This is a genomic window from Streptomyces sp. NPDC005648 (assembly GCF_040605395.1).
Lineage (GTDB): Bacteria > Actinomycetota > Actinomycetes > Streptomycetales > Streptomycetaceae > Streptomyces.
The window spans coordinates 41,076-66,065 of the sequence record NZ_JBEXCS010000052.1 but is presented as its reverse complement, the minus strand read 5'-3'; the positions used below and the strand labels follow the sequence as shown (position 1 = coordinate 66,065).

Here is a 24,990-nt window from a genome sequence, read left to right as displayed (position 1 = left end):
GTACACACCGCCGAGGTAGGAGCCGGGCAGCCCGTGCGGCTCGCCCTCGTCGAGGTTGCCGCGCCAGCCGACATGGCCGTTGGACAGCGCGAAGACGGACTCGCTCTGCGCGAGGAGGTCGAGGTCGAGACGGGTCTCGCGCACGGTCCACGGTTCTACGGTGTACGCCCGGTTGGTGATCACGCCCCGCCCCCCAGTTCGGCGAGGTCCTTGACGACACGGTCCGCGCCGTGCGTGTACAGGGCGTCGGTCTGTCCCACGCGGTCCACGCCGACGACGTAGCCGAAGTGGCCGGAGCGGCCCGCGTCCATGCCGGCGAGGGCGTCCTCGAAGACGGCGGCCCGTGCCGGCTCGACCCCGAGGTCACGGGCGGCGGCGAGGAAGGTGTCGGGGCGCGGCTTGCCGGGCAGCCCGCGCTCGGCGGCCACCACGCCGTCGATCCGCACGTCGAAGAGGTGATCCGCCCTGATCGAGCGCAGTACGTCTCGGGTGTTGGCGCTGGAGGAGACGATCGCGGTGCGCAGGCCGTGCGCGCGCACGGCGTCGATGTAGCGCAGGGTGCCGTCGTACGCCTCGACGCCCTCGGTGCGGATCTTCTCCAGGACCAGGGCGTTCTTGCGGTTGCCGACGCCGTTGACGGTGGGTGCGTCGGGCGGATCGTCCGGGTGGCCCTCGGGCAGTTCGATGCCCCGGGAGGCGAGGAAGGTGCGCACGCCGTCGGCGCGTGGGCGTCCGTCGACGTACTCGTCGTAGTCGCCCTTCGCGTCGAAGGGCCGGAAGCCGTCGCCCTCGCGTTCGCGCAGGAACGCGTCGAACGTCTCCTTCCAGGCGGCCGCGTGCACCACGGCCGTCCGGGTCACGACCCCGTCGAGGTCGAAGAGGCAGGCCTGGATGGTTTCGGGGAGTCCGAGCTGCGTCATACCCGTCCGGTTCCCCGCGGGGCGCCATCCATCTCATGGCGCGCGCCACTTGGGTCCGGCCGCGCGGCGGCGCGTGGGCGGGGTCTGCGCCGTCCGGGTGACACACTCTGCGGTGTGCCGCTGACCTTCGAAGACCTCCTCACCCGTGCCCGAGCCCTCGGCCGCCCCGGCGAGCGCGCGATCCTCGGTATCGCCGGCAGCCCGGGCTCGGGCAAGACGACGCTGGCCGAGGGCCTGGTGCGGGCGCTGAACGGGACCGGTGAGCCGTGGGTGGCGCATGTCCCCATGGACGGCTTCCACCTCGCCGACGTCGAGCTGGAACGCCTCGGACTGCGGGACCGCAAGGGTGCGCCCGGCACGTTCGACGCGGCCGGGTACGCCGCCCTGCTGCGGCGGCTGCGCGAGGAGGCGGACGACGAGGTGGTGTACGCGCCGGGGTTCGAACGCGTCCTGGAACAGCCGGTCGCGGGCGCGATGCCGGTACCGCCGACGGCCCGGCTGGTGGTGACCGAGGGCAACTACCTGCTGCTGGCGGACGGGGCGTGGCCCCGGGTACGACGGCAGCTGGACGAGGTGTGGTTCTGCGAGCTCGACGAGGACGAGCGCCTGCGGCGGCTGATCGCCCGGCACGAGGAGTTCGGCAAGGGGCACGAGGAGGCGGTGGCGTGGGTGCTGCGCAGCGACCAGCGCAACGCCGAACTGGTCGCCGCCACCCGGGACCGGGCGGACCTGGTGGTGCCGGTGGCCGCGCTGGGCCGCCCGTCCCGTACGGGCCTCAGCGGCTGACGGCGCTCAGCGTCAGCGTCGGCTCGCCCTGCTCGTCGTCGGGTCCGATCACCGCGGTGAAGGCGTCCGTCCGGATCGCCAGCCCTTCCCCGGTCCATGCGGCCGACACGCCGATCGGCTCCTCGGAGCCGTAGCGGACGGCGAAGACGTGCAGGTCGTCCGGCGCGTCGGGGATCGGGTCCGCTTCCAGCGCCGTCGAGCTCACCAGGTGCCGCCAGCCCTCGTCCGGGTTGCCGTAGCCGCGGGGGTCGGCGGCCAGGGCGAACGCGGCCTGCTCCTGGGTGAGTTCGTCACGGGCGTCGAAGTGCTCCGCGCCCCGCTCCCGCGGGTGGGTCAGCCGCAGCGAGCCCGCCGAGGAGACCGCCGCCGCGGCGGTGCGGCGCACCCGGTCGCCGTCGTCCTCGGCGTAGGGCAGACCGGCCAGCAGGTACGGCGTCCCCTCGAAGCGCTCGGCGGCGACCGTCGTCCACAGGGTCGTGCCGTCGGTGACGTACAGGGATCGCACATGCCGCAGGAGGTGGTCGCGGCCGACGACCGGTTTGGTGACCAGCTTGGCGGTGAGACCGCCGGCGCGCAGGTCCCGTACCCGGACCTCGCCCATGGGGCGGCAGAACACGAAGCCGTCGAGCACCGGTCCGAAGCCGTGCTGGCGGTTCACGGCCGCGGGCAGGTAGTAGGTGCCGGCCGCCTCGACGACGGCCGGGGTCATCCGGTCGTCGAAGGCCACCGAGACCGTGCCGGCGCGGAGTTGGTGCCGCGCGGGCGCCGGCGACGGCTCGCGGTGCCAGGGGGTGGCGTCCTGGATCTGCCAGACCAGCATCCAGGCGAAGTGCCCGTCGACCCCGCCGTCCGGCTTGCGGGCGTGCCGTGCCCAGCGGCTGTCGCCCCGGTAGCGGCCCAGGTCGGAGCCGATACGGGCGCCGAAGTAGCGCAGCCCCAGGACCGATTCGAAGGCCGAGTGCTGCTCGCTGTAGCGCGGGCCGCCGTTGTCGAACCCGCCGCCCGTCAGACGCGCGTCGAGGTAGCGGGCGAGCGCGTCGCCGTCCTCCGCGAAGACCGGCTCACCGCTGATCCGGTGGGCCTGGGCGAGGAAGGAGAGGGAGATCGGGCCGTAGTTGTTGTCGTAGGCGCCGCCGTGCTCGGGGGGCAGCAGCGCGCCCCGGTCCAGGACGCGGTGGGCGCGGATCTCGTCGAGATACAGCCGCATGGCGCGCTCGCGCATCGAGGCCGCCGGGGCGTCCGGCAGATGGCGGGCGAGCATCAGTCCGCCGACCACGCACCCGATGGCCTGGTTGCCGGCCTCCTGCGGATTGAAGAAGGTGGCCTCGGTGAGCCAGCGCCAGTAGCCCCGAGCCACCTCCAGCAGCTCGGCCCGCTGCGCGTCGTCGACCAGGCCGTCGGACAGGTCGAGGACGTCGACCGCCTGCAGCAGCGCCCACACCGTGCTCGGCCAGTCACCGATGGGGTGCGCTCCGGCCGCCAGGGTGTAACGGGCGTACGGCAGACCCGAGTCGCGGATCCTCAGATTCGGGTAGCCGGGGTTGTCCTCGGTGTACACACGCTCGCGGAGGTGGAAGGCGAGGCTGCGGTGCACGGCCTCCGGCAGCCGGGGGTCCTTGCCGCGCTGCCAGGCCAGGGCCAGCAGCGAGGTGATGCCGAGGGAGGTGTCGCCGATGTCGTCGGCACAGTCGGGGTGTTCGAGGTTGCCCTCCGGCGTGAGCCGGGCCAGGGCCTGCTCGACGACGTCGGCGAGGACGGTGTCGTACGCCTCCGGGGTGTCGGGGAGGTCGTGCAGCGGGCCGCGCTGGTGGAGGAGGTGCACGAGGATCAGCCCTTCATGCCTGGGGTGCGGGCCGGTGGGCCCGCAGTGTGAGGGTCAGTGTCTGCGGTCCGTGCCCACCGAGGTAGACGCGGTTTCCGGTCGTCGCGTCGGTGCCGCCGGCCACGGTGTAGTCCTGTCCGGGGTCGTAGCGCAGTACGTCGCTCCGGTCCGGTCCGGCGAGTGGTCCGCCTGTCTCGACGGTGGCCTCGACCCGGATCTCGTCGTCGCCGACGCGGTAGGTCAACGGCTCGGTCGTCAGACACCAGCGTCCGTCACCGAGCGGTACGGCGCCCCGCGGCTCGCCGCCCGGCCGGAAGGTCAGTTCGAGGGACCAGGGCACCGATGGGCCGCTGATGTCGATCCGCAGGTCGGCCCCGTCGTCGCGCAGGTCGGCCTCGACTCGGGTCGTGTGGGAGATCTCGTCCTGAGGGCGGTCGGGGAAGGCCATCGCCGCGGAGAAGCGGCCCTCGTCCACCAGACGGTAGGCGCCGTCGTCGCGCCTTCGGTCCCTGGGAAGCGGCTGGTAGTAGGCGGTCGTGAGGGTTCCGGTGAGCCGGTACCGGTTGTCGGCGAGCCGTTCCATGTCGGCGGCGCGGAAGGGGCCCAGGTCGAAGAACCCTCGCGAGAGGCGGACCGCGTCGAGGACGGCGGCACCGGCGAACAGGCGCAGGAAGGTGGGGTTGCAGGCGAGGCCCGAGCGGATGCGCCGGTGCTCGGGCACGTCGGAGCCGCCGTAGACCACGGTGTGCGCGGTGGCCGAGGCGTGTGCGGCGAGGCGTGCGGTGGGGAGGTACCGGTCGCGCGGGAGCCTCTCCGTGTCCGGCGCCGGCAGGGGGCGGCAGAGATCCGGGGTGAGGAGGGTCTGGGCGAGCAGGTCGGGATCGTCGATGCCGTCGGCGGCCGCCAGACGGGCCGCGCGGGCGAAGTCGCCGCGACCGGTGCGGATCGCGAGCAGCCGGTAGTGCGGCAGGTAGGGCCACAGCGGGAACGACTCCCGCTGGTCCTGGCGGCGCGAGTGGACGGTCTCCACCGTGCCGTCCGGCCGGATGAGGTCCAGCGTCGTGGCGAGGTTGTGTTCGACGGCGTCCCGCAGGTCCGCGCGGTCGAGCACGTCGGCGAGCAGGAGCAGCGACGGGTTGGTCACGATGGACGCGTAGACGGCACTGCGTTCCGAGTACAGGCCCTCCGTGTCGATGTCGACGCCCTCGGCGAGCCACTCCTCGGCGCGGTCGAGGAGTCGGTCGTCGGGGAACGACCGGTGCAGACGGACGAGCGCCGCGCACAGCTCCCAGCGGTGGTTCGGGGTGTGCACCCCACCGGTCAGGAGAGGGCCGGTGGCGGCGCCCGCGATGGCGGCGAGCGCCGCCGTGACATCAGCCAGTTCCGGCCCCGCGTCCGCCGCGAGGACATGCGCATCGCACACGTCGTTGACGGTGAACGCGGAGTCCGGCGGGGACTGGACGTTGTCGCCGCCGGCGAAGAGGCCGGAGGCCGTCTGCAGGGACCGCAGGGCACGGAGGTCGGTCAGCGCGGCGGCGACGGCCCGCTCGCTGCCGTGCAGGGCCGACTCCGGCGAGCGGTACACCGCGACCAGGGTCTTCACCCGCCGGGCCAGGGCGCGGTGCGGCCCGATGTATTCCGCCGACGGGTCGGTCCCGGGCGGGGCGACCGACCCGTCGGCGGCGAGCGCCGCAGCGCGGACGAACTCGTGGTCCAGCGGGTTGTGCAAGATCAGTCCTTCAGTCCGGCATTGATGTCGGCGCCCATGACATAGCGCTGGAAGACCAGGAAGACCACGATCAGCGGGATCATGGAGATGACCGAGGCGCCGAGCAGGACCGACCAGTTGATGTTCTGTGCGCCGACGATGCTCTGGATGCCGATCTGCACGGTGAACTTGTTGGGGTCGTTGAGCATCAGCAGCGGCCAGATGTAGTCGTTCCACCGCCACTGGAAGGACAGGATGGCGAGCGTGAGCATGATGGGCCGGGAGAGCGGCACCATGATGCGCAGGAAGATCGACAGCTCGCGGGCGCCGTCGATGCGCGCCGCTTCCACGAGTTCGTCGGGAACCGTCAGGAAGAACTGGCGGAACATGAAGCATCCGGTCGCGGTGAGCACGGCCGGGAGGATGATGCCGGCGAACGAGTTGTAGAGGCCGAGGTTGCGGACCACCAGGAACTCGGGGGCGAGCATGACCTCGCCCGGCAGCATCGTGGTGGCCAGGATGCAGATGAAGAACGCCTTGAGCCATTTGTTGTCGTACTTGGCCAGCGCGTAGCCGGTGCAGCAGCTGACGCCCACCGTGAGGATCGTGGTGATCACGCAGACGAGGGCGGTGTTGATGAAGTACTGGGAGAAGTTGGCGCTGTCCCAGGCCGCCTTGAAACCCGACAGCGTGGGATTGTGCGGAACCAGTGTCAGCGGATAGGAGAACAGGTCGCTGGAGGGCTTGAAGGAGCTGAGGATGAACCACAGCACCGGGAACCCGTACAGACAGGCCATGATCCACAGCAGTGTCGTCGCGGACACCGCCTGTCGCAGCCCACCGGTGGCCGGGCCGCGGGACCGCTTCTTGGAGACGGCCCGTCGGGGACCCTTGTCGACCGGGCGCGGGATGTCTGTGGTTGTCATCGGTTCTCCACCCGCCGGTTGACGATCAGCTGGACGATCGCGACGGCCATCAGGATGAGCATGAGCACGAACGACGCGGCGCTCGCGTAGCCGATCTGGCCCCGTTTGAAGCCGGTGTCATAGATGTACTGGACCAGGAGGTTGTTCGACGTTCCGGGACCGCCGTTGTTGAGGGCGACGAACACCGGGTATTCCTTCATCGCGTTGATCGTGTTCAGCAGGATGACGATGAACGAGGTGGGCGCGATGCTCGGCAGGGTGATGCTGAAGAACTGGCGCCAGGGGCCCGCGCCGTCGAGCGAGGCCGCCTCGTAGTACGACACCGGTACGTTCTTGATCGCCGCGATGAACAGCAGCATCGTGAAACCCGTCCAGGCCCAGGCGGCCGCCATCACCACCACGAGCAGCGACAGGTCCGCGTTCGACTGCCACGGAACGGCGCTTCCGCCGAACTTCTCGATGACGTAGTTGACCAGTCCGAAGTTCTCACCGAACATCCAGCGCCACAGGACACCCACGACGATGGGCGACAGCAGCCACGGGATGAAGAAGATGACGCGGGCGACCGACGAGCCCTTGGCGTGCTTGCTGACCACCAGGTTCGCGGCGAGCAGCGAGACCGCGAAGTTCAGCGGTACGAAGAGCACGGCGTACAGCAGCGTCCGGCTCAGGGCGTCGTAGAACGTGGAGTCCCCGAACAGGTTGTGGTAGTTGTCCAGTCCGATGAACTGGAACGCCCCCACACCCGTGTAGTTCGTGAACGAGTAGACGAGCCCGATCACCGCCGGCCACACGAAGAACAGCCCGAAGAGCACGACGTTGGCCGCGATGAGGACGAGCGGCGCAAGGGTGTACTTACTGCGTCTCCTGGGCGGGCTCGCGGCGACGGCCGAGGCGCGTTTTGTCATCTTCCTGACTCCGTGCTGGTGGAATGGATTCCTGTGGGCTCACGCCCTCAGCCCCGCGTCACGCGGGCGCGCGTGAGGCCGGGCGGCGGAGTCGTGATCCGCCGCCCGGCCCACTGGCCTACGAGCCCCCGCCGACCTGCTGGTTGTAGCCGGCCACGATGTTCTCCAGGGCCTTGTCGGCCGACTGCTGGCCGTTGATCGCCTTGCCGAGTTCCGTCTTGGTCGGGTCCTCGGTGAGGCTCTTGCCCTTCAGCACCCACTCCGTCTGGGCGTTGTTGAAGTAGCCCGAGATCGGGGCGTAGAGCGGGATCTCCTGGTTGTACAGCTTGAACGCCGCCTGCGCCGCCGGGGAGGTGAAGGGGTACTTCGGGTTCAGACCGCTCTCGACCGGAAGGAACCCGGAGGACTCCACCAGCTCGGTGTACTGCTTCGGGTCGTAGATCCAGTTCATGAACTTCTTCGCGGCGGTGGCCGCGGCACCGTTGTTGTTGAAGCCGACCATCATGCCACCGCTGTTGACGTCACTGGCCTGCACCGGCTGGGCGGGGGTCGGGACGCTCGCCCAGTCGAACTTCTTGATGCTCTCCGCGAAGGAGGCGACCTGCCAGACGCCGGACCAGTAGGCGACGACGTCACCGCTCTGGAACATGGCGGACGGGTCGGCGCCGCTGGTCCACACCGACTTGGGCATGGTCTTGTCGTCGTTCCAGCCGACGAAGGTGTTCACGGCCTTCTTCGTCGCGTCGTCCACCGAGAACTTGCCGGAGGAGTCGGCGTGGACGTACTGGCCGCCCATCTCGTACACCATGGCGCGCAGCCGCGAGGGCGACTGGTCGAACGCCAGGGAGTACTTGGCGCCGGTCTTCTCGCGGACCTTGTTGGCCGCCGCGATGAAGTCGGTCCACGTCCAGGTCTTGTCCGGCGAGGTCGGGAAGGAGACGTTCGCCTTCTTGAACAGCGACTCGTTGATGAACAGGCCGGAGGCGGTGACGTCCGAGGGGATGGACAGCACCTTCCCGGAGGAGTCCTTGGCGAGGAAGTTGCTGTTGATGTTGTAGCTCTTGTTGTTGGCGATGGAGCTGAGGTCGATCAGCTTGTTCGACCAGATCGGGTCCAGCGCCGGCACGGCCGCCACGTCGGGCAGGGAGTTCGCCTGCGCGCCGTTGTGGAGCTTCGTGGTGTAGCCGTCGTAGGGAATGTTGACGAGCTTGACGCTGACGCCCTCTTCCTTCTTGTACTGCGCGACCAGCTTCTTCCAGCCCGCGTCCTGTCCCGGAACCGTGGAGATCCAGAACGTCAGCGACTTGGAGTTCCCGCCCGAGCCGGACCCCGACCCGCCGCAGGCGGTGAGCAGGAGGGCACCTGCCGAAGCCACGGCAGCGAGGGGAAGCACGCGGCGCATACCGCCGCGGCCGAGCCGGCGGGAGCGCCGCACACCCACAAAGGTCATCTTCGACCCCTTTTCGTCGTAGCGGACGGAGCACGGCGCCGGCCGCTGAAGTAGCAGTGCCCGTTTCCTATCACTGCGATTGATTACCCACAAGGTTTATCGCGCCCCGTTGCTGATCCGAGACCCTTGGCTCCCTTGGCAATCGGGAGGAGACTGGTAATCTCCCGGTCAGCCAGCGAAGACTTGCGGACGGGACTTATCCTCAGTCCGATGGATTAGTGGGGGAGGGTTGTGAACCGACGGGCGCCGCGTACAGCGACAACTCGGCATGTCACCGAGATCAACCGGACCGCGATACTGGACGTTCTCCGGGAACACGGACCCCTGTCCCGGCGAGACATCCAGCAGCGCACCGGACTCGGCTCGGCGACCATCGAGCGGCTCTGCTCCGCCCTCATGGAGGAGGGCGCGGTCGAGGCCGCGGGACAGGTGCGCCAGTCGGTCGGCAGGCCCACGACGCTGCTGCGCTTCGCGTCCTCGGCCCGGGCCATCATGGCAGTCGACGTCACCGAGTACACAGCCCGCGGCCGTCTGGTCGACCTCGGCGGAACCACCCTCCACGAGGAGAGCCACACCTTCGCCCTGGAGGGCCAGGACGCGGGCGCCGCGCGCATCGACGGGCTGCTGCGGCTCGTCGACCGGCTGACCTCGGCCGACACCGGCGTGACCGCGCCGATCGTCGCCGTCGGCATCACGGTGCCCGGCATCGTGCACGAGGGGGTCGTGACCAAGGCGGTCGAGCTCGACTGGCAGGAGGTGCCCCTGGCCGACATCGTCTCGGCCCGCAGCGGGCTGCCGATCCTCGTCGAGAACGACGCCAACGCGACGGCCTACGGCGAGTGGACCAGCGGCGCCCTGGCGGGCGCGGGCAGCGCCGTCGCCCTCGTCCTCGGCGCCAGACTCGGCGCGGGCATCATCAACGAGGCGCGGCTGCACCGGGGCCACCGGTCGGCCGCGGGCGAGATCGGTTTCCTGCTGACCTCCAGCGCGTCCTTCTCCCGGTACTTCACGGAACAGGGCGACGTCGACTCGACCCTGGCCGCGCAGGTGCAGCCGTTCGCCGCGCGCGAGGGCCTGCACGGCAAGCGCGTCGGTCCCGCGTTCCGCGCGATGATGGCCAGCTGCCGCGCGGGCGACAGCGAGGCCGAGCGGGCCCGCGACGAGTTCTTCGACTTGATCGCCCTCGCCCTCGTCGCCACCTCGGTCGTGCTCTCGCCCCAGGTCATCGCCCTGGCCGGAGCGTTCGCCCAGTACAGCGAGGAGTCGGCCGAGCAGCTGACCAGACGCCTGGTCGGCCGGATCCCCTGGGTGCCGCGGATCGCGGTGAGCGAGCTGGGCTTCGACGCGGCGATCACCGGGGTCAGCGCGCTGACGATCGAGCACGCCCGTTCCGCGACCTACCTCGTATGACCTCCCGGGCCGGGAACCGCCCCACCTGCCCCCCACCAGCTGAACCAGATGGAGCACCAGTGACGGACGAAGAGATACGGATAGCGGTCGTCGGCACCGGCGACGTCGCCATGGACCACGCCGCCGCGCTCACCTCCCAGGGCCCGGTGCGCGCGCGGATCGTGGCCGCGGCGGACACCGACCGCACCCGGCTGGACGCCTTCCTGGCCAAGCACGGGGCGCCGGCCGGCTACGACGACCTCGACGCACTGCTGGAGCGCTCCCACCCCGACCTGGTGTATCTGTGCACGCCTCCCGGGCTCCACCGCGACCAGGCCCTGGCCTGTCTGCGCTCCGGGGCCAGCGTGCTGGTGGAGAAGCCCCCCGCGCTGTCGCTCAGGGAGTTCGACGAGATCGCGGCCGCCGCGAGCGGGCCGCCGTGGTTCGCCACGGTGTTCCAGCACCGGTTCGGCCGCGGCCAGGCCGCGCTCAAGGCGCTGGCCTCCTCGGGCGTACTGGGCCGCCCGCTGCTGGCGGTCTGCCACACCACGTGGTTCCGCGACCAGTCGTACTTCGACGTGCCCTGGCGCGGCCGTTGGGACACCGAGGGCGGCGGCCCCACCATGGGGCTCGGCATCCACCAGATGGACATGATGCTGGACCTGCTCGGCGACTGGACCGAGGTGCAGGCCATCACCCGGACGCAGGCGCGCCGCACCCAGACCGAGGACGTCTCGATGGCGCATGTGTCGTTCGCCGACGGCGCCTTGGCCTCCGTGGTGAACAGCTCCCTCTCGCCGCGTCAGGAGTCGTATCTGCGCTACGACTTCGAGTACGCCACCGTCGAGGTCACCCATCTGTACGGCTACCGGGACGAGGACTGGCGGGTGACCCCGGCGCCCGGGTACGACCACGTGCTCACCGAGTGGCGGGCCGCCATGGCCGGCGCGCGGGACACCGCGTCCGCGGTGGACTCCCGCAGCGGACACCGGGAGCAGTTCGCGAAGGTGCTCACCAGCCTGCGCGACGGCACCCCGCCTCCCGTGCAGCTGGCCGAGTCCCGGCGCACCCTCTCCCTGGTGGCCGCCCTCTACGCCTCCGGCGCGGCAGGACACCCGGTCAAGCCGTCGGACGTCTCTCCCGGCACCCCGTTCTACGACAGCATGGGCGGCCAGCGCCCCGGCTGACACCGCGTTCACCCGCACGACAGGTCCTTGTCGCACGACCCACACCACCGGGACACAACCCGGCCGTAGATCTTCGCACTACGCATCGGTCGACTCGGACGGCTCCACCGGCCGTCCACGGGTCCCTCCTCAGCGCAAGCCACGTCACCCCCTACGGCCGCACGGCCGCAGAACTGAAGAGAGGCATACGCATGCCGTCATCCGCCGGGCACCGCACTCCCTCGACGGACGGCCGTCTCGCCGTCGGCAGACGGGGTTTCCTCAAGACCTCCCTGGGCGCCACGGCCGGGGTACTGGCCGCGCCCACCTTCGCCTCCTGGCTGGGCGCCGCCGACGCCAAGGCGGCCACCGGCCCCGCCGCGTTCGTCGACGACTACAGGACCAACCTCCCGACGAACCTGACGCCCGAGACCAACGCGGTGGTCCGCGTCCTCGGCGGCTTCGCGCAGATCTGGAAGACGGGCGGCGCCTGGAACACCGGCGCCCCGCTGCTGCCCGAGGTGCTGCGCGCCAACGTGCGCTACAGCATCCGCCTCACCGGCGCCCGCACCGAGGCCCAGGCGAAGGAGGCGTTCCTGTACGACCGCCAGCACCAGAGCTACGCGATGATCGGGGGCCTGGGTCCGCTGGCCGGCCTGTACAAGGCGGGCGCCAAGGCCGTCACCTCGATCACCAGCGCCCCCGACGGCACACCGCCCACGAAGATCGACGACGCCGTGCCCGCGGACGCCCCGGCCGGCTCCGCGCTCGGCGCCGGCTCGCACGACTCGGCGCTGGGCAAGGTGGCCGAGCTGGTCGACACCCTGCGCGGCAACTGGGCGTCGGGCAACCCGTCGAAGTACGCCTACCAGTACCCGCGCCCCTGGCGCATGAACGAGGACAGTGAGGTCGTCGACACCGGGAGGACCGACGCGCTCGGCTACCCCGTCTACGACTCGAAGGTCGTCGTCGCGCCCCAGCTGCTGCGCCAGCGCAGCACCTCCCCCACGGACGACGGCGGCTTCCCCAGCGGCCACACCAACGCCTTCCACCTGGCCGGTCTCGCCTACGCCTACGCCGTGCCGGAGCGCTTCCAGGAGCTGGTGACGCGCGCCCTCGAGCTGAGCCACACCAGGATCATGGCGGGCATGCACTCCACGGTCGACGTGATGGGCGGCCGCATCATGGCCACCGCCCTCGCCGCCGCCACCCTGGCCGACCCGGCCAACGCCGGCCTCAAGGCCGCCGCCCGCGCGCAGGCGCTGGCGTACTTCACCCAGCAGACGGGCACCACGGCCGACACGCTGTTCGCCTACGCGCACTCCGACGCGAGCGACGCCTACGCCGACCGCGACGCCAACGCCTGCGCGGTCGGACCCCGGCTGACCTATGTGCTCACCCGCAAGGGCCGCAGTGAGCCGCTGACGGTGCCGAAGGGCGCCGAGGTGCTGCTGGAGACCCGGCTTCCCTACCTGGACGCGGACCAGCGCCGCGAGGTGCTGCGGACCACGGCCCTGCCGTCCGGGTACGTGCTGCTGGACGGCTTCGAGCAGTGGGGGCGGCTCAACCTGTTCGCCGCGGCGGACGGCTACGGCGCCTTCGACTCCGATGTGACCGTGACGCTGGACGCGTCCGCGGGCGGCTTCGGCGCGGCCGACAGCTGGCGCAACGACATCGACGGCGACGGCGGGCTGACCAAGCAGGGCTCCGGCACGCTCACCCTGACCGGCCACAACAAGTACACGGGCGGCACCGTGGTGAAGGGCGGCACCCTGGTCGCCGCCTCGTCGCACGCGCTGGGCCACGGCGATGTCCGGGTGTCCGGCGCGACACTGCGGGTGCCGCAGTCCGTCAAGGTGCACGGTGTGTACTCCCAGGAGTCCGGCGGTCTGGAGCTGACGCTGCGCTCGGGCCACGAGCCGGTCCTGGAGGTCACCCGGCGGGTGCTGCTGGGCGCGGGCAGTGTGCTCTCCCTCCAGCTGGACGCCGACAGGCCGCCGGCGGCGGGCAGCACGGTGCGCGTCCTGTCGGCCCCGCAGCTCCGCGGCCGTTTCGACAGCGTGGAGCTGAACTCCGACCGGCTGCGGGCCGTACCCGTCTACACGGCGGAAGGTCTGTCGGTACGACTCCTGAAGCGATGACGCCCGAGGGGCGGGAGCCGGTGCGAAAGTAGGGCCCATGGGATGGGCCCGTACCGCTCCCGCCCCCTCGCGGCCGGTGTCACCGCGGGGCGGATGATGGCGCACGAACAGCACTCGGTCCTCGAGCCGGGCACACGCGACGACGAGGAACACCCGCCACCGCGGGCGTCGGCCGCCGGGCGGTCGGCGCGCCCCCGCCGCCGGTGGCTGGTGCCGCTGCTGGTGTGTGTGCTGCTCGCCCAGATGGCCGCGGCGATGATCACCACCGCGGTGCAGCAGACACCGACGATCGACGAACCGATCTACGTCGCCACGGCCGCCGACTATCTGCACGAGCACCGGGTCCGCTTCAACCCCGAGCACCCGCCGCTGGGCAAGCTGGTGATCGCGGTCGGGGTGGCGATCGCCGATCCGCACGTCGACACCTCCTACCGGGGCGACCAGAGCCGCTTCGGGGAACATCTGCTGTACACGTCGGGCAACGACCCGTGGCGGCTGATGTTCTGGGCCCGGCTGCCGATGATCGCGCTCACCCTGCTGTTCGGGCTCGTGGTGTTCGCCTTCGCCCGTGAACTCGCGGGCGTCAGAGCCGGGTTGGCGGCCCTGGCCCTGTACGCCTTCTCCCCCGACGTCATCGCGCACGGCTCACTGGCCACCCTGGACGTGCCGGCCGCGGGCTTCGTGCTGACGTCGGCCTGGCTGCTGTGGCGGGCCCGGCGGCGGCCCCGGCTGTATGTGCCGCTGGGCGGTCTGGCGCTCGGGGCGGGCCTGGCCACCAAGATGAGCGTGCTGCCGGTCGTGCCGGTGCTGATGGCGCTGGGCGCGTGGTCGGTGTGGCGGTCCGGGACCGAGCACCGACGCACGGCGCCGGCGCGGTCCGCGGCGAGCGCCGCCGTCGTGGCGGTGGTCGCGGTGGCCGTCGTGTGGCCGTCGTATCTGGTGGTCGATCCGCGGCTGCGGTGGACGCCCGAGCCCCATCAGCCGGTGCCCACCGTGCACGGGCTCAAGGGGCTGCTGGTGCGGCTGCTGCCGTTGCCGGCCTCGTACCGGGACGGGATGCGCATCCAGTTCGGCCTGGAGAACTACCCCTGGCAGGGCTTCCTGTTCGGGCATCTGTACACCGGGTCCCGCTGGTACTACCTGCCGGCCGCGCTGCTGGTGAAGACACCGCTGGGCATGCTCGCGCTGTGGATCGCCGGTGCCGTGGTGATGGTGGCGCTACGACGGCTGCGGCCGGCCGCGCCCTATGTGCTGCTGCCCACCGCCGTATTGCTGGCCGCCGCGATGACCGGGTCGCGGGACTTCGGCACCCGGTACGCCATCTTCGTGCCGATGTTCCTGGCGGTGGCCGCCGGCTGTGTGCTCGCGGCGCGGTGGCGGTGGGCGCCGCTCGTGACGGCAGCTCTGGTGCTGTTCGTCGCGGTCAGTTCGGTGCGGACGTACCCCTACTATCTGCCGTACTCCAACGAGGCGTTCGGCGGTCCGGCCAGGACGCATCTGCGGCTGCACGACTCCAACGTGGACTGGGGCCAGGACCTGGGGCGGCTCGCCGACCGGCTCCGGGAGCGGTACCGGGGGGAGCGGGTGTGGCTGGTGTACAAGGGCAGCGGGGTGCCCTCGTACTACGGCATCGAGGCGTCCGACCCGCGCGAGGTGGCGCCGCGTCAGGTGCACGGGCTGCTGGTCGTGTCGGACTCGGCGGTGGCCAAGGCGCGTGGCAGGCTGGCCGAACTGATCGACAGCAGTCACCCGATCGACGAGGTCGGTCATTCGATCACCCTCTACCGCCGCTGACACCAGCCCACGGCGAGCGGTCCCGGCACGCGTCCGCCGGGCCGCTCTTACCTCGTACAAGCCCTGGTCACGACGGCCCGTGAGCTATGTTGAAGCACTGTGGGAGACAAAGGAGGCGCACCGGTGCCATCGCCGCAACAGGCACGCGCACAGGCATCCGCGATCACCTCGGGCAGGACCGCACCGGAAGCCGAGGCCGCTCCGGCGTCCCAGCTCAGAACCCTCTTCGACCGACCCCGGCTCTCCCCCGGCCAGCGGCGCATCGCCCAGTACCTGATCGAGCACATCACCGAGGCGGCGTTCCTCTCGATCACCGATCTCGCCGAACGGGTCGGCGTCAGCCAGCCGTCGGTGACCCGCTTCGCCGCCGCCGTCGGCTTCAGCGGCTACCCCGCGCTGCGCGAGAAGCTCCAGTCGATCGCGCTGGGCACCCTCGCGAGCGGGCCGGGCGCCACCGAGGAGAACGGCAGCAACGAACTGCAGGCCGCGGTGGACGCCGAGATCGAGAACCTGGAGAACCTGCGCCGCGACTTCGCCGACCCCGACCAGCTCATCGACCTCGGGCGCAAGCTGGCCGCGTCCACTCCGCTGACGGTTCTCGGGCTGCGTATCTCGGTCTCGCTCGCCGAGTACTTCGCCTACGCCGCGCGCCGTATCCATCCCGATGTGCGGCTGGTGACCCGGGGCGGCAGCGTCGCCTACGACGCGCTGCTGCAGTCGCGGGAGGCGGGCGGCACCTGGGTGCTGGCGTTCTCGATGCCCCGGCACGCCCAGGAGACGCTGACCGCCGTACGGGTCGCGCGCAGCGCCGGTCTGCAGGTCGCGCTGGTGACGGACCTGGCGCTCGGTCCGGTGGCCGACGAGGCCGACGTCGTCTTCGCCACCGGCACCGGCTCCCGGCTGGTGTTCGACTCCTACGCCGCGCCCGGGGTGATCGCCGCCGCGCTGCTGCAGGCCATGACCGACGCCGATCCGGAGCGCACCCAGGCCCGGCTCGAGGAGTACGAGCAGATCTCCGACCAGCACCAGTTCTTCCTTCGCGACTGACGCGGACGCTCGCCGCAACACCCCCCACTCCCCTTTTCGCTCATTACAAAGGGACCTTTCACAACATTTCGCGCATGAATGTTTTCATACGCCTTGCAAAGCAGACGGCATATATAAATACTTCTCACGCGTCACCCGGACACCCGAAAGCCGCCGTCTCCTACCCGCGTCGGCGCCGGAGGTGTCCGGGGCGGGCCTCGCCCCTGCGAGGTCCGTGGCGGCCCCGGTCATCCCCTAGACCGGGGCCGCCCGCACCCGTCGGATCACCCTGACGACGCCGCACACCGGAAGCGATGCCCATGCAACTGACGACCACGCGCCTCAGCCCGGACTGGCCGTGCCAGGTCAAGCAGCCCGGTTCCTACGACTGGGAGCGCTCGGCGACCAAGTGGCTGCGCGAGCTGGTTCCGGCGCGTTACGCCAGCTACCCGGCGTTCATCCGCCACCCCGTGCTGCTCGCCCGCCATGCGCAGATCCAGGTCCAGCACGAGATCCGGGTCGCCCGCACCGCCCTGCAGACCGCTCGCGCCGACCTGCCCGGCATCGGCATGCCCGAGTCGGTGATCGAGCACACGATCAAGCTGTACGCGGCGGAGGTGCTGCAGCTCCAGCACATCGCGCGCAGTGTCCGCGCGGTCACCCGGGCGCTGGTGGAGTCGGGGCGCTGACCCCGGTCGCGGCACGGGACGCATGATCCGTGCCAGGCGTGGCACACGTGGTGAGCATGAGCACCACCCAGCTGCGCAGGGACGAACCGGTGACCACCGTGCTCACCTGGCAGGTACGGCCCGGCCGGGAGCGGGAGTTCGAGGAGTGGACGCACGGGATCACCCGATGCGCCCGCCGCTTCCCCGGCAACGAGGGCGTCTCCTGGCTGCATCCCGAGGACGGCCACCGGTTCCACGCGGTCCTTCGCTGGTCCGATCCGCACCGGTTGACCCGGTGGCTGGAGTCCGAGGAGCGGGCCCGGTGGCACGCGCGCATCGAGGACGTCGCCTCCGAGGTCGGCAGCGAACGGCAGTCGACGAGCGGCATGGAGACCTGGTTCGCACTCCCCGGCACGACCGTGAAGTCCCCGCCGCGCTGGAAGATGGTCCTGACCACGTTCCTCGGCGTCTACCCGATCACGCTGGTGATCCAGTCGCTGTTGACACCCCGCACCGCCGCCTGGCCGCTGCCGCTGCGCGCGGCGGTCTTCCCGGTGGTGCTGGTGCCGCTGCTCACCTATCTGGTCATGCCGCTGCTGAGCAGGCTGCTGCGGCTGTGGCTGTACCCGCCGCGCCAGGAGTGATCGACGTGTGTGGACCGGTGTGTACACCCCGGCCACCGGACCGCTCTCTTTCGAGTGAAGCCCGCACGGACAAGACCGCGATCGGACCGGGCCTTGTGTGCAATGCTCGTCGCGTGACGAGTGAGCCCGCCACGCCGCCGGAGTCCCGTGTCGCACCGGACACGGTCGCGCTGGCCAAGATCGTCGCCAGGCAGCGTGCCGAGATGGACCGCTTGCGGGACCTGGCGGCGATGTCGGCCGTCCTGGAGCGGGCCAGGGGCGCGGTGATGGCACTGACGGGCTGCTCCCCGGACACGGCCGAGGAAGAACTGCGCCGGCGCGCCGAGGCCGGTGGCCGCACCCTCCTGGAAGAGTGCTGGATCACCCTCGGCGCTCTCGCGCCGCCGCCCGGCGCCCCCGAGGCGCGCACGGACGCCGCCGAGTCCACCGCACCGTCCCCCCGCGGCACCGCCGCCGCGGACTCCCGCAGCGCCGCCGCACTCGCCGCCCTCGCCCGGGAACTCGTCGCCGTCACCACCCCTCAGGAGCTCGCCCGGTGCCTGCGGGAGAACCTGGCGCCGGAGGTCGAGGCCGACGCGATCATGCTCTACGCGTGGCTGCCCACCGGCGGGCTCGACCTGATCGGGCACGCGGGCATCGACGACACCCTGGCCACCCAGTGGCACCACGTACCGCCGCTGAGCGGGATCGCGGCGCTGGACGCCCTGCGCGCGGGCGAGCCGCGCTGGCTGGAGGACTCGGAGCAGGACCGCAAGCGGTACCTGCTGATCGGTGACCCGCCCGACCGCTGGCAGTCCCGCGCCTGGCTGCCCGTGCCCGTCCCCGGGACGGCACCCGGGCACAGGACCGTCCCGGGCGGCACGACCCAGGTGTGCGTCGGCGTCATGCGCGGCCGCCCCGGTCCGTTCACCCCCGGCGAGCGGGCCCATCTGCAGGAGATGGTCCGGCTCTGCGCGGGCCGGCTGCGCGCGTTCGACGCCCGCCCCGAGTCGATCACCGACTCCACCACGGAAGACGTGCAGGCCGTCTTCGACGCGCTGCCGGGTGTGGCCATGCTGCTCACCCCGCTGTCCGGAACGACGGCCGCCCACCAGGACTACCGCGTCGCCGCCGCGACCGCACAGGCCGCCGACGTCGTCGCCCGAGCCGGGCGCGAGCCGGTCGGCCGGACCTTCAGGGACTGCTGTCCTGACCTGGCGGCCGAGCCGGGGCTGCGGGCCGGACTGCTGCGGACCCTCATGATCGGGGAGCCGTACGAGAGCGAGCGCTTCGCCCACCAGGAGGTCGTGGACGGTGTCGCCGAGCTGGCCACCTACTCGGTGCGGGCGACCCGGCTGGGCGACGGCCTGGTCCTCACCTGGGTGCGGCACGGCTCCTCGGACCGGCAGGAACAACGCCTCGCCGACCTGCAGCGGCTGGGCAGCCTGGGCTGGGCCAGCTGGAACCTGCTCACCCACGAGGTGATCTGGTCCTCGCACATCTACGCCCTGTTCGGCCGGGACCCGGAGCAGGGTCCGGTCGGCCTCGCCGAACTCCCCGGCCTGGCGCTGCCCGAGGACATGGCCGCGCTCTCCCACGCCGTCTCACAACTGCTGCGCGACGGGCGGACGATCGACGTGCCCTTCCGGGTCCGCACCGCCGGCGGTCTGCGGCATCTGCGGGTCGTCGCCGAGACGGTGCCGGACTCCCACGGCACACCCGTCGAGGTGCACGGCGTCATCCAGGACCTCACCGCGCAGCGCAGCGCGGAACTCGCCCTGGTCGAGAGCGAGCGCGCCATCCTGACCCAGCACGACGTGCTGCTCGCCGAACGGACCCTGGCCGGCCGGCTGCAGCACGCGCTGCTGCCGCTGCCGACCCGGCCCGTGACCCTGGCCGGGCTGCGGGTCGAAGTCGCCTATCTGCCCGCCCAGTCGGGCATCCATGTGGGCGGCGACTGGTTCAGCGCCATCGAACTGCCCGGCGAGGAGGCCCTGTTCGTCGTCGGCGACGTCGCCGGGCACGGCATCGAGGCGGTGGCCACGATGGCCCAGCTCCGCTTCACCGCCAAGGGCATGGTCATCACCGGCTCCTCCCTGACCGGGGCGCTCGCCCGTCTCAACACGCTGTTGCTGCACACCACCCGCGACTCCCACGGCACCGCGACCATGGTCCTCGCCCGCTACCACCCCACCGAGCGCAGGCTGGCCTGGGCGCAGGCCGGTCATCCGCCGCCGCTGCTGCTGCGGGACGGACAGGTGCGCTACCTCGACCGGCCCGGCGGCATGCTGCTCGGGGCGAGCAGCACACCCGAGTTCCAGGAGGCCGAGTGCCTTCTCCGGCCGGGCGACCGTGTCCTCCTCTACACCGACGGCCTGGTCGAGCGGCCCGGAGAGGGGATCGACCGGGGCCTGAAGCGCCTCGCCGAGGCCGTCCTGGCCCACCACTCCGACGAGCCCGGCTCCCTGGGCCCGCTGCTGGTGGGGATGCTGGAGGGCGAGCGGCGGGACGACGTGTGCGTGGTGGACATCAGGGTGCCGGTGGACCCGCAGTAGCACCGGCTCTCCCGACGCGGTGCCGACGCCGGGCGGCGGTGTCAGCCCGTGCCGGACGCCGTCCGGGACTCCAGGGCCTGCCGGGTGTCGTTGCCGTAGACACCGGTCTCGTCGCCTCTGATGCCGTACCAGAGCTGGAAGCGGGCGACGGCCGCCTCGAGGGTGGCGTCGTAGGTGCCGTCGGTGGAGCCGCCGGTGTAGACGTCCGGGATACGCAGCAGGCGTTTCTGCAGGTCGGTGACTGCGGCGCCGCTGTCGCCCTCCCGGAGGGTGCCCGCCCCGTCGGGGTCGTCGGCGACCGGTGCGGAGGCCGTCGGCGTGGGCTCGGCCGAGGCCGAGGCCGAGGGGCGGGGCGTGTCAGCGGCGGCCTCGCCGTTCTTCTCCGCCAGCAGGAGTGCGCCACCGAAGCCGACGAGGGCGGCCGCGGCGACGGCGACGGTGACGGCGGCGCGACGCAGCCCGGGTCCGAAGCCGAAGCGGCCGACCTCACGGGGCTGGGCGCCGGCGCCGGTGCGCACGGGCGGGAGTTCCTGCGTCTCGCCCTCGTCCCAGGAGTACGGGTCGGGCACGGCGACCGTCTCCAGATCGGCCCTGCCCTGCTCCATCTCCTTGAAGAGCTCGGCGAGGGCGTCGGTGCGGCGCGGGCGCAGTACGACGATGGGTTCCAGCGGCGCTCGGTCCTGCGATGACCCGGATGCCGGCGGCGTGGCCACAGTGCTCTCCTTCCGTCCCATGGCGGGTCTCTCCGCCGTTCCCCGAGGAGTGATACGCGGCCGCACGCCCGGCAGTTCAGGAAGGCGGTGGTTCTCACCGGCCGAGGCGATGAAAAGCACTGAGTTCCCCACCGATGGAGCACTGAGTGCCATCGGATCTCCGTGAATGCTACTTTCCGTCCATGAAGACGGAGCCGGCGGCCGTGAAGCCGACCATGCGCGAAGCCCTGGTGGCGGCGGCGTTCCAGCTGTTCCTGGAACGCGGTTACGAGCAGACGACCGTCGACGACATCGTGGCGCTGGCCGGTGTCGGGCGGCGGTCGTTCTTCCGGTACTTCCCGTCCAAGGAGGACGTGGTCTTCCCCGACCACGAGCGGTGCCTCGCCGACATGACGGCGTTCCTGGAGGAAAGCAGCGACGACGAACCGGTGCAGCGGGTGTGCGACGCGGTGCGGATGGTGCTGCGGATGTACACGGAGAACCCGACGTTCTCGGTGCAGCGTTATCGCCTGACCAGGAAGGTGCCCGGGTTGCGGGCCTACGAGCTCTCGGTGGTGTGGCGCTACGAGCGCGCCTTCGCCGACTATCTGCGCGGCCGTCTCGCCGGCCGTGAGGACGGGACGCTGCGGTCCGACGTGATCGCGGCGGCCGTGGCGGCGGCCCACAACAACGCGCTGCGTTCCTGGCTGCGTTCCGACGGACAGGGCGACGCGAGCGCGGCGCTGGACCACGCCCTCGGGTTTGTGCAGCAGGCCTTCGCCAGGCCTCCCGCGCCGTGCGAGGCGGAGGAACCGGAGGACGTGGTGGTGATCGTCTCCCGGCGGGGCGCGCCGCTGTGGCGCGTGGTCCAGGAGATCGAGGGCGCGCTCGACGGGGAGTGAAGGCCCTGCCCGGCCCGAGGTCGAAGTCGGGGGGCGGAGACAGAACCGCGGACAGGACCGGAGATATTTGAGGGTACGCAGTACCTTTACGCATGACACTCAGTGCCATACATTGTGGTCGTGCACGGTGGCACGGCGAACCGCGCACGTGGGATTCCGGCCGAGCGCAGGGAGTTGACCAGCGTGTACCACCACTCAGGAAGCGTCGTTCGTCAGACAGGCGGCTCCGCGACGGGCGTGCTCGAGCCCGCGGCCAGGGACTCGGACGGCATCCTCTTCCAGCGCTGCACCTGGTGCGGCACCGCCATGTACCACCGGCTGCTGTGCCCGGTCTGCCAGGGCAGCGACCTGAGGACCGAGCGCAGCGAGGGCACGGGCACGGTCCGCCACTCAACCACGGTGCACCGCAACACCCCCGCCGCGCGCAATGTGTCGATGGTGGAGATGGCCGAGGGCTTCGTGGTCCGCGGCCGGGTGATGGGTCCGCCGATCGGCATTCACAGCGGCGACCGGGTACGCCTGTCCATGGTCAAGGACCCGGTCCGTGGTGAGCCGGTGTTCCAGCTGGTCGACGAGCCCTTCCGCGCCTGGACCTGACCACCCCTCAGTCCGTCGATCACCTCACCCGTCACAGGCAACCCACAACATCCCTCTCCCGTCCTCTCAGTCGTGAGGGGCCCCTGCCCGACCAACAGGGAGCCCGGAATCGGTACTTGAGGAGGGGAACCTTGTTCCTTGCCCGGCGAATATGGGTGACCGCTGCGGCGGTACTGGCGGTGGCGGGGGGATCGCCAGGACTGGCACAGGCGGCGCAGCCGCCCGGTGCCCTACCGCACACGGCGGTGGCGGACGGCGACGGAACGCTGCCACCGGGCTGGCGGATCACCGGCGAGGGCGCGGGGCGCCGGCTGGTCTGGCGCTCGACCGCTCCTGTGCCGATGGGCGACGCCCGGGTCGACTTCTACGCCGGCGACCGGCTGCTCGGCCACCCGACCCCCGCCAAGGACGGGCGCACCTTCCGCCTGGCCCTCGAACAGGGCCGGACGGCACGGGAGTTGAAGTTCCTCGAAGTGCGCGCCGGCGGGCGGAAGCTGGACCGGGCGGGCCGTACGCAGGCCCCGCTCACCCGGCGGGACACGGCGGCCGCGCGTCCGCCCGCCCAGCTTCCCGCGAACTCCGTCGACCCGGGCAGGCCGGGCCAGTACCGCACCCTCACCGGCGAGTACGACCTCGACCCGGTGAAGCTGCCCGACTTCCCGCAGCCCGTCGAGATGAAGGCCGTGGTGGTCGCGCCGAAGGGCGCCACCGGCAGCCGGCCGCTCGCCCTGTTCCTGCACGGCCGTCACTCCACCTGCTACAAGGGCGACGACGTCTCCGGCGACTGGCCCTGCCCGACCGGCACCAAGCCGATCCCCAGCTACCGCGGTTACCTCCGCGACCAGCAACTCCTCGCCTCCCAGGGCTATGTGACCGTCTCCATCTCCGCCAACGGCATCAACGGCCAGGACTGGGCGGCCGAGGACGGCGGCGCCCAGGCCCGCTCCTCCCTGATCCGGCGGCACCTGGCCCGCTGGGCCGACTGGGCCGCCCACCCGGCCTCGGCCCCCGCGGTCGTACGCGAGGCACCCAAGGCGGACCTCTCCCGTGTCCTGCTCGTGGGCCACTCGCGCGGCGGTGAGGGCGTGAACCGTGCCGCGATGGACAGCCTGTACGCACCGCCCGCCGCGCAGGACGGCTATCACGGCCCCGTGCGCTGGCACATCCGCGGCACCGTCCTGATCGGACCGACGATCTTCGGCCAGAACCCGGTCGCGGACGTCCCGTCGGCGACGATCCTGCCGGGCTGCGACGGCGATGTCTCCGACCTCCAGGGCGAGGTGTACGTCGACGGAACCCGCGCGGTCAGCCGCGGCGGCGCTCTGCACAGTGCCGTGTACGTGGTCGGCGCCGACCACAACTTCTTCAACACCGAGTGGACACCCGGCCGGTCCCAGGCACCCTCGGACGACGACTTCTACGACGACCCCGACCACCGGGACCCGGTGTGCTCGCCCGGCACCGCGACCCGTCTGACCGCCGACCAGCAGCACAGGGCGGGCAGCGTGTACATCGCCGCCGCGGCCCGGCTGTTCGTCGCCGGGGACGACAAGGTACGTCCGCTGCTCGACGGCTCCGGCCGGCGGGCGCCGTCGGCCGACCCCGCGCGCGTGCTCACCCACGCCGTCGGCGCGGGCCGCGCCGGTGGTTTCCTGCCGGACGGCACGATGTCCGTGACCGGCGGACGGCTGTGCTCGGCCGTGGACCCGGACACGCATGTGGCCTGCCTGGGGCAGGACGCCAAGGGCGTCTCGCCGCACTTCGCGCAGTGGGAGCCCGAGCGTGAGGTCGGCCGCCGCGCGGTCGCGCTGAGCTGGACGTCGGCCGGCACGGCGGTGAAGGTGCGCCCCGGCGCGCCGGTCGGGCTGTCGGGTGCGAAGGACCTCGCCCTGCGGCTGTTCGTGCCGCCGAACTCCACCGGCACCCGCCTCGACGTGTCCGTCACCGACACGCGCGGCAAGCGCGCGAAGCTCGGCGGCGTCCAGGTCGACGGGCTGCCGGGCAGCGACCGGACGGCCTCCTACTGGGCGCGCGAGGTCCGCGTCCCGCTGACCGCCGCGACCCGCGCGGGTCTCGACCTGCGGCATGTCAAGTCCCTTGAGCTGACGCCTCGTTCGACGAAGGGGAAGGCCTGGCTGATGGACGCCTGGGGCTGGCGCCCCGGGACCCCGGCGGTGCGGGAGGCCGCGCTGCCGCGGGTCGACATCGGCCGGTCGACCGTCAAGGAGGGCGACTCGGGCGTCCGTACGTACCGGGTTCCGGTCCGGGTGTCCGGGCACGGCAGCGGCCAGGTGCGGGTGTACGTCGCCGACCCGGTCACCGGGAAGACGAAGCAGCACCTGGTGACGGTGCGGGCGGGCGGGCACGACATCGATGTGTCGGTCCAGGTGAAGGGCGACACGCGGTTCGCCTACGACATCGAGAACAACGTGCTGGTCAAGGCGGTGCGGGGCGCGGTCGTCGGGTCGTACCGGGGCGGGGTCACCGTCCAGAACGACGACCCGATGCCGACGCTCACCGTGACGCCGGTCGCGGACCGGGTGACCGAGGGGCAGCCCCTGAGGTGGAAGGTGTCCCTGTCCGCGGCGGCCGATGTCGATCTCTGGTCGTACTTCGTGGTCACGCCCGTGACCAGCGGCCCCGAGCTGTCCACCAAGGACGTGGACCCGCAGTGGCTCGAAGACAACTCCGGGGAGAAGCCCGACCCGGAGCGTCCGCTGTCCTCGGTGCGGTACCTCGCCCTCGGGGCGGGCGTGCCGGCCGGGAAGCTGAGCGCGGAGGTGGAGCTGCCGACGGTGCAGGACCAGGTGACGGAGCCCGCCGAGTCGGTGCGCTTCCAGGTGGGGCAGGAGGACGGCACCCCGCTGCCGGGCGGAGCGGTCCTGAGCGGGACGGTGCTCGACGCGTCCTAGAACGG

At 71.5% G+C, this 24,990-nt stretch carries 20 protein-coding genes; 12 read left to right on the top strand and 8 right to left on the bottom strand.

Annotated features, from left to right (window positions below; genetic code table 11):
- Both ABZT17_RS27295 and ABZT17_RS27290 read right to left on the bottom strand, forming a co-directional pair.
- Positions 1-183 (bottom strand): hypothetical protein (locus ABZT17_RS27295; protein WP_356352303.1); only part of this gene is annotated, 183 nt, incomplete at its 3' end.
- On the bottom strand, positions 180-920 hold the full coding sequence (locus ABZT17_RS27290) for a beta-phosphoglucomutase family hydrolase (RefSeq protein ID WP_356352301.1): 741 nt from the start codon (positions 918-920) through the stop codon (positions 180-182). The genes ABZT17_RS27295 and ABZT17_RS27290, both read right to left, overlap by 4 nt.
- A 114-nt stretch (positions 921-1,034) precedes the next feature.
- Between ABZT17_RS27290 and ABZT17_RS27285 the strand changes: the two genes are divergently transcribed.
- Entirely contained in the window at positions 1,035-1,706 is a 672-nt protein-coding gene (locus ABZT17_RS27285) for a nucleoside/nucleotide kinase family protein (protein ID WP_356352300.1), read from the top strand.
- Here the strand turns inward: ABZT17_RS27285 and ABZT17_RS27280 are convergent.
- From ABZT17_RS27280 to ABZT17_RS27260, 5 genes are all read right to left on the bottom strand, one after another.
- A complete protein-coding gene (locus tag ABZT17_RS27280) occupies positions 1,696-3,528 on the bottom strand; it encodes a hypothetical protein (RefSeq protein WP_356352298.1) in 1,833 nt (610 codons plus the stop codon). The two genes, ABZT17_RS27285 and ABZT17_RS27280, sit on opposite strands and share 11 nt — an antisense overlap.
- A 13-nt stretch (positions 3,529-3,541) precedes the next feature.
- A complete protein-coding gene (locus tag ABZT17_RS27275) occupies positions 3,542-5,257 on the bottom strand; it encodes a hypothetical protein (RefSeq protein WP_356352296.1) in 1,716 nt (571 codons plus the stop codon).
- 2 nt (positions 5,258-5,259) lie between these two features.
- Complete coding sequence (locus ABZT17_RS27270; protein ID WP_356352294.1) at positions 5,260-6,162, bottom strand: carbohydrate ABC transporter permease; 903 nt, start codon at positions 6,160-6,162, stop codon at positions 5,260-5,262.
- Positions 6,159-7,070: a sugar ABC transporter permease gene (locus ABZT17_RS27265; protein ID WP_356352292.1), complete on the bottom strand. Its 912-nt coding sequence runs from the start codon at positions 7,068-7,070 to the stop codon at positions 6,159-6,161. Before ABZT17_RS27265 ends, ABZT17_RS27270 begins: the two co-directional genes overlap by 4 nt.
- A gap of 118 nt (positions 7,071-7,188) precedes the next feature.
- Positions 7,189-8,520, bottom strand: a complete 1,332-nt coding sequence (locus ABZT17_RS27260) for an extracellular solute-binding protein (RefSeq protein WP_356352290.1) — start codon at positions 8,518-8,520, stop codon at positions 7,189-7,191.
- A gap of 231 nt (positions 8,521-8,751) precedes the next feature.
- On the opposite strand from ABZT17_RS27260, the gene ABZT17_RS27255 reads away from it, so the two are divergent.
- From ABZT17_RS27255 to ABZT17_RS27220, 8 genes are all read left to right on the top strand, one after another.
- Positions 8,752-9,930: an ROK family protein gene (locus ABZT17_RS27255; RefSeq protein ID WP_356352288.1), complete on the top strand. Its 1,179-nt coding sequence runs from the start codon at positions 8,752-8,754 to the stop codon at positions 9,928-9,930.
- Between the two features lie 59 nt (positions 9,931-9,989).
- Positions 9,990-11,096, top strand: a complete 1,107-nt coding sequence (locus ABZT17_RS27250) for a Gfo/Idh/MocA family oxidoreductase (protein WP_356352286.1) — start codon at positions 9,990-9,992, stop codon at positions 11,094-11,096.
- 191 nt (positions 11,097-11,287) lie between these two features.
- Complete coding sequence (locus tag ABZT17_RS27245) at positions 11,288-13,216, top strand: phosphatase PAP2 family protein (protein WP_356352284.1); 1,929 nt, start codon at positions 11,288-11,290, stop codon at positions 13,214-13,216.
- 42 nt (positions 13,217-13,258) lie between these two features.
- A complete protein-coding gene (locus tag ABZT17_RS27240) occupies positions 13,259-15,010 on the top strand; it encodes a phospholipid carrier-dependent glycosyltransferase (RefSeq protein ID WP_356352283.1) in 1,752 nt (583 codons plus the stop codon).
- 123 nt (positions 15,011-15,133) lie between these two features.
- Complete coding sequence (locus ABZT17_RS27235; RefSeq protein ID WP_356352281.1) at positions 15,134-16,057, top strand: MurR/RpiR family transcriptional regulator; 924 nt, start codon at positions 15,134-15,136, stop codon at positions 16,055-16,057.
- A 293-nt stretch (positions 16,058-16,350) separates the two neighbouring features.
- Positions 16,351-16,725, top strand: a complete 375-nt coding sequence (locus tag ABZT17_RS27230) for a hypothetical protein (RefSeq protein ID WP_356352280.1) — start codon at positions 16,351-16,353, stop codon at positions 16,723-16,725.
- A gap of 56 nt (positions 16,726-16,781) precedes the next feature.
- Entirely contained in the window at positions 16,782-17,348 is a 567-nt protein-coding gene (locus ABZT17_RS27225; protein ID WP_356352279.1) for an antibiotic biosynthesis monooxygenase, read from the top strand.
- Between the two features lie 203 nt (positions 17,349-17,551).
- Positions 17,552-19,882 carry a SpoIIE family protein phosphatase gene (locus tag ABZT17_RS27220; RefSeq protein ID WP_356352313.1) on the top strand — a complete coding sequence of 777 codons (2,331 nt, stop codon included), beginning with the start codon at positions 17,552-17,554 and terminating at the stop codon, positions 19,880-19,882.
- Positions 19,883-19,923: 41 nt separating this feature from the next.
- Here the strand turns inward: ABZT17_RS27220 and ABZT17_RS27215 are convergent, their stop codons facing one another.
- On the bottom strand, positions 19,924-20,595 hold the full coding sequence (locus ABZT17_RS27215) for a peptidoglycan-binding domain-containing protein (RefSeq protein WP_356352277.1): 672 nt from the start codon (positions 20,593-20,595) through the stop codon (positions 19,924-19,926).
- 215 nt (positions 20,596-20,810) lie between these two features.
- Between ABZT17_RS27215 and ABZT17_RS27210 the strand changes: the two genes are divergently transcribed.
- From ABZT17_RS27210 to ABZT17_RS27200, 3 genes are all read left to right on the top strand, one after another.
- Complete coding sequence (locus tag ABZT17_RS27210) at positions 20,811-21,476, top strand: TetR family transcriptional regulator (RefSeq protein ID WP_356352311.1); 666 nt, start codon at positions 20,811-20,813, stop codon at positions 21,474-21,476.
- A gap of 183 nt (positions 21,477-21,659) precedes the next feature.
- Positions 21,660-22,073, top strand: a complete 414-nt coding sequence (locus tag ABZT17_RS27205; RefSeq protein WP_356352309.1) for a zinc ribbon domain-containing protein — start codon at positions 21,660-21,662, stop codon at positions 22,071-22,073.
- Positions 22,074-22,204: 131 nt separating this feature from the next.
- Entirely contained in the window at positions 22,205-24,985 is a 2,781-nt protein-coding gene (locus tag ABZT17_RS27200) for a hypothetical protein (RefSeq protein WP_356352276.1), read from the top strand.
- Positions 24,986-24,990 lie beyond the last annotated feature (5 nt).

Excerpts from the sequence above, each read along its gene's own strand:
- ABZT17_RS27290 (WP_356352301.1), bottom strand. The coding sequence starts at position 920 with ATGACGCAGCTCGGACTCCCCGAAACCATCCAGGCCTGCCTCTTCGAC.
- ABZT17_RS27270 (WP_356352294.1), bottom strand. The coding sequence starts at position 6,162 with ATGACAACCACAGACATCCCGCGCCCGGTCGACAAGGGTCCCCGACGG.
- ABZT17_RS27265 (WP_356352292.1), bottom strand. The coding sequence starts at position 7,070 with ATGACAAAACGCGCCTCGGCCGTCGCCGCGAGCCCGCCCAGGAGACGC.
- ABZT17_RS27260 (WP_356352290.1), bottom strand. The coding sequence starts at position 8,520 with ATGACCTTTGTGGGTGTGCGGCGCTCCCGCCGGCTCGGCCGCGGCGGT.
- ABZT17_RS27245 (WP_356352284.1), top strand. The coding sequence starts at position 11,288 with ATGCCGTCATCCGCCGGGCACCGCACTCCCTCGACGGACGGCCGTCTC.
- ABZT17_RS27240 (WP_356352283.1), top strand. The coding sequence starts at position 13,259 with ATGGGCCCGTACCGCTCCCGCCCCCTCGCGGCCGGTGTCACCGCGGGG.
- ABZT17_RS27230 (WP_356352280.1), top strand. The coding sequence starts at position 16,351 with ATGCCCATGCAACTGACGACCACGCGCCTCAGCCCGGACTGGCCGTGC.
- ABZT17_RS27225 (WP_356352279.1), top strand. The coding sequence starts at position 16,782 with ATGAGCACCACCCAGCTGCGCAGGGACGAACCGGTGACCACCGTGCTC.
- ABZT17_RS27220 (WP_356352313.1), top strand. The coding sequence starts at position 17,552 with ATGGACCGCTTGCGGGACCTGGCGGCGATGTCGGCCGTCCTGGAGCGG.
- ABZT17_RS27210 (WP_356352311.1), top strand. The coding sequence starts at position 20,811 with ATGCGCGAAGCCCTGGTGGCGGCGGCGTTCCAGCTGTTCCTGGAACGC.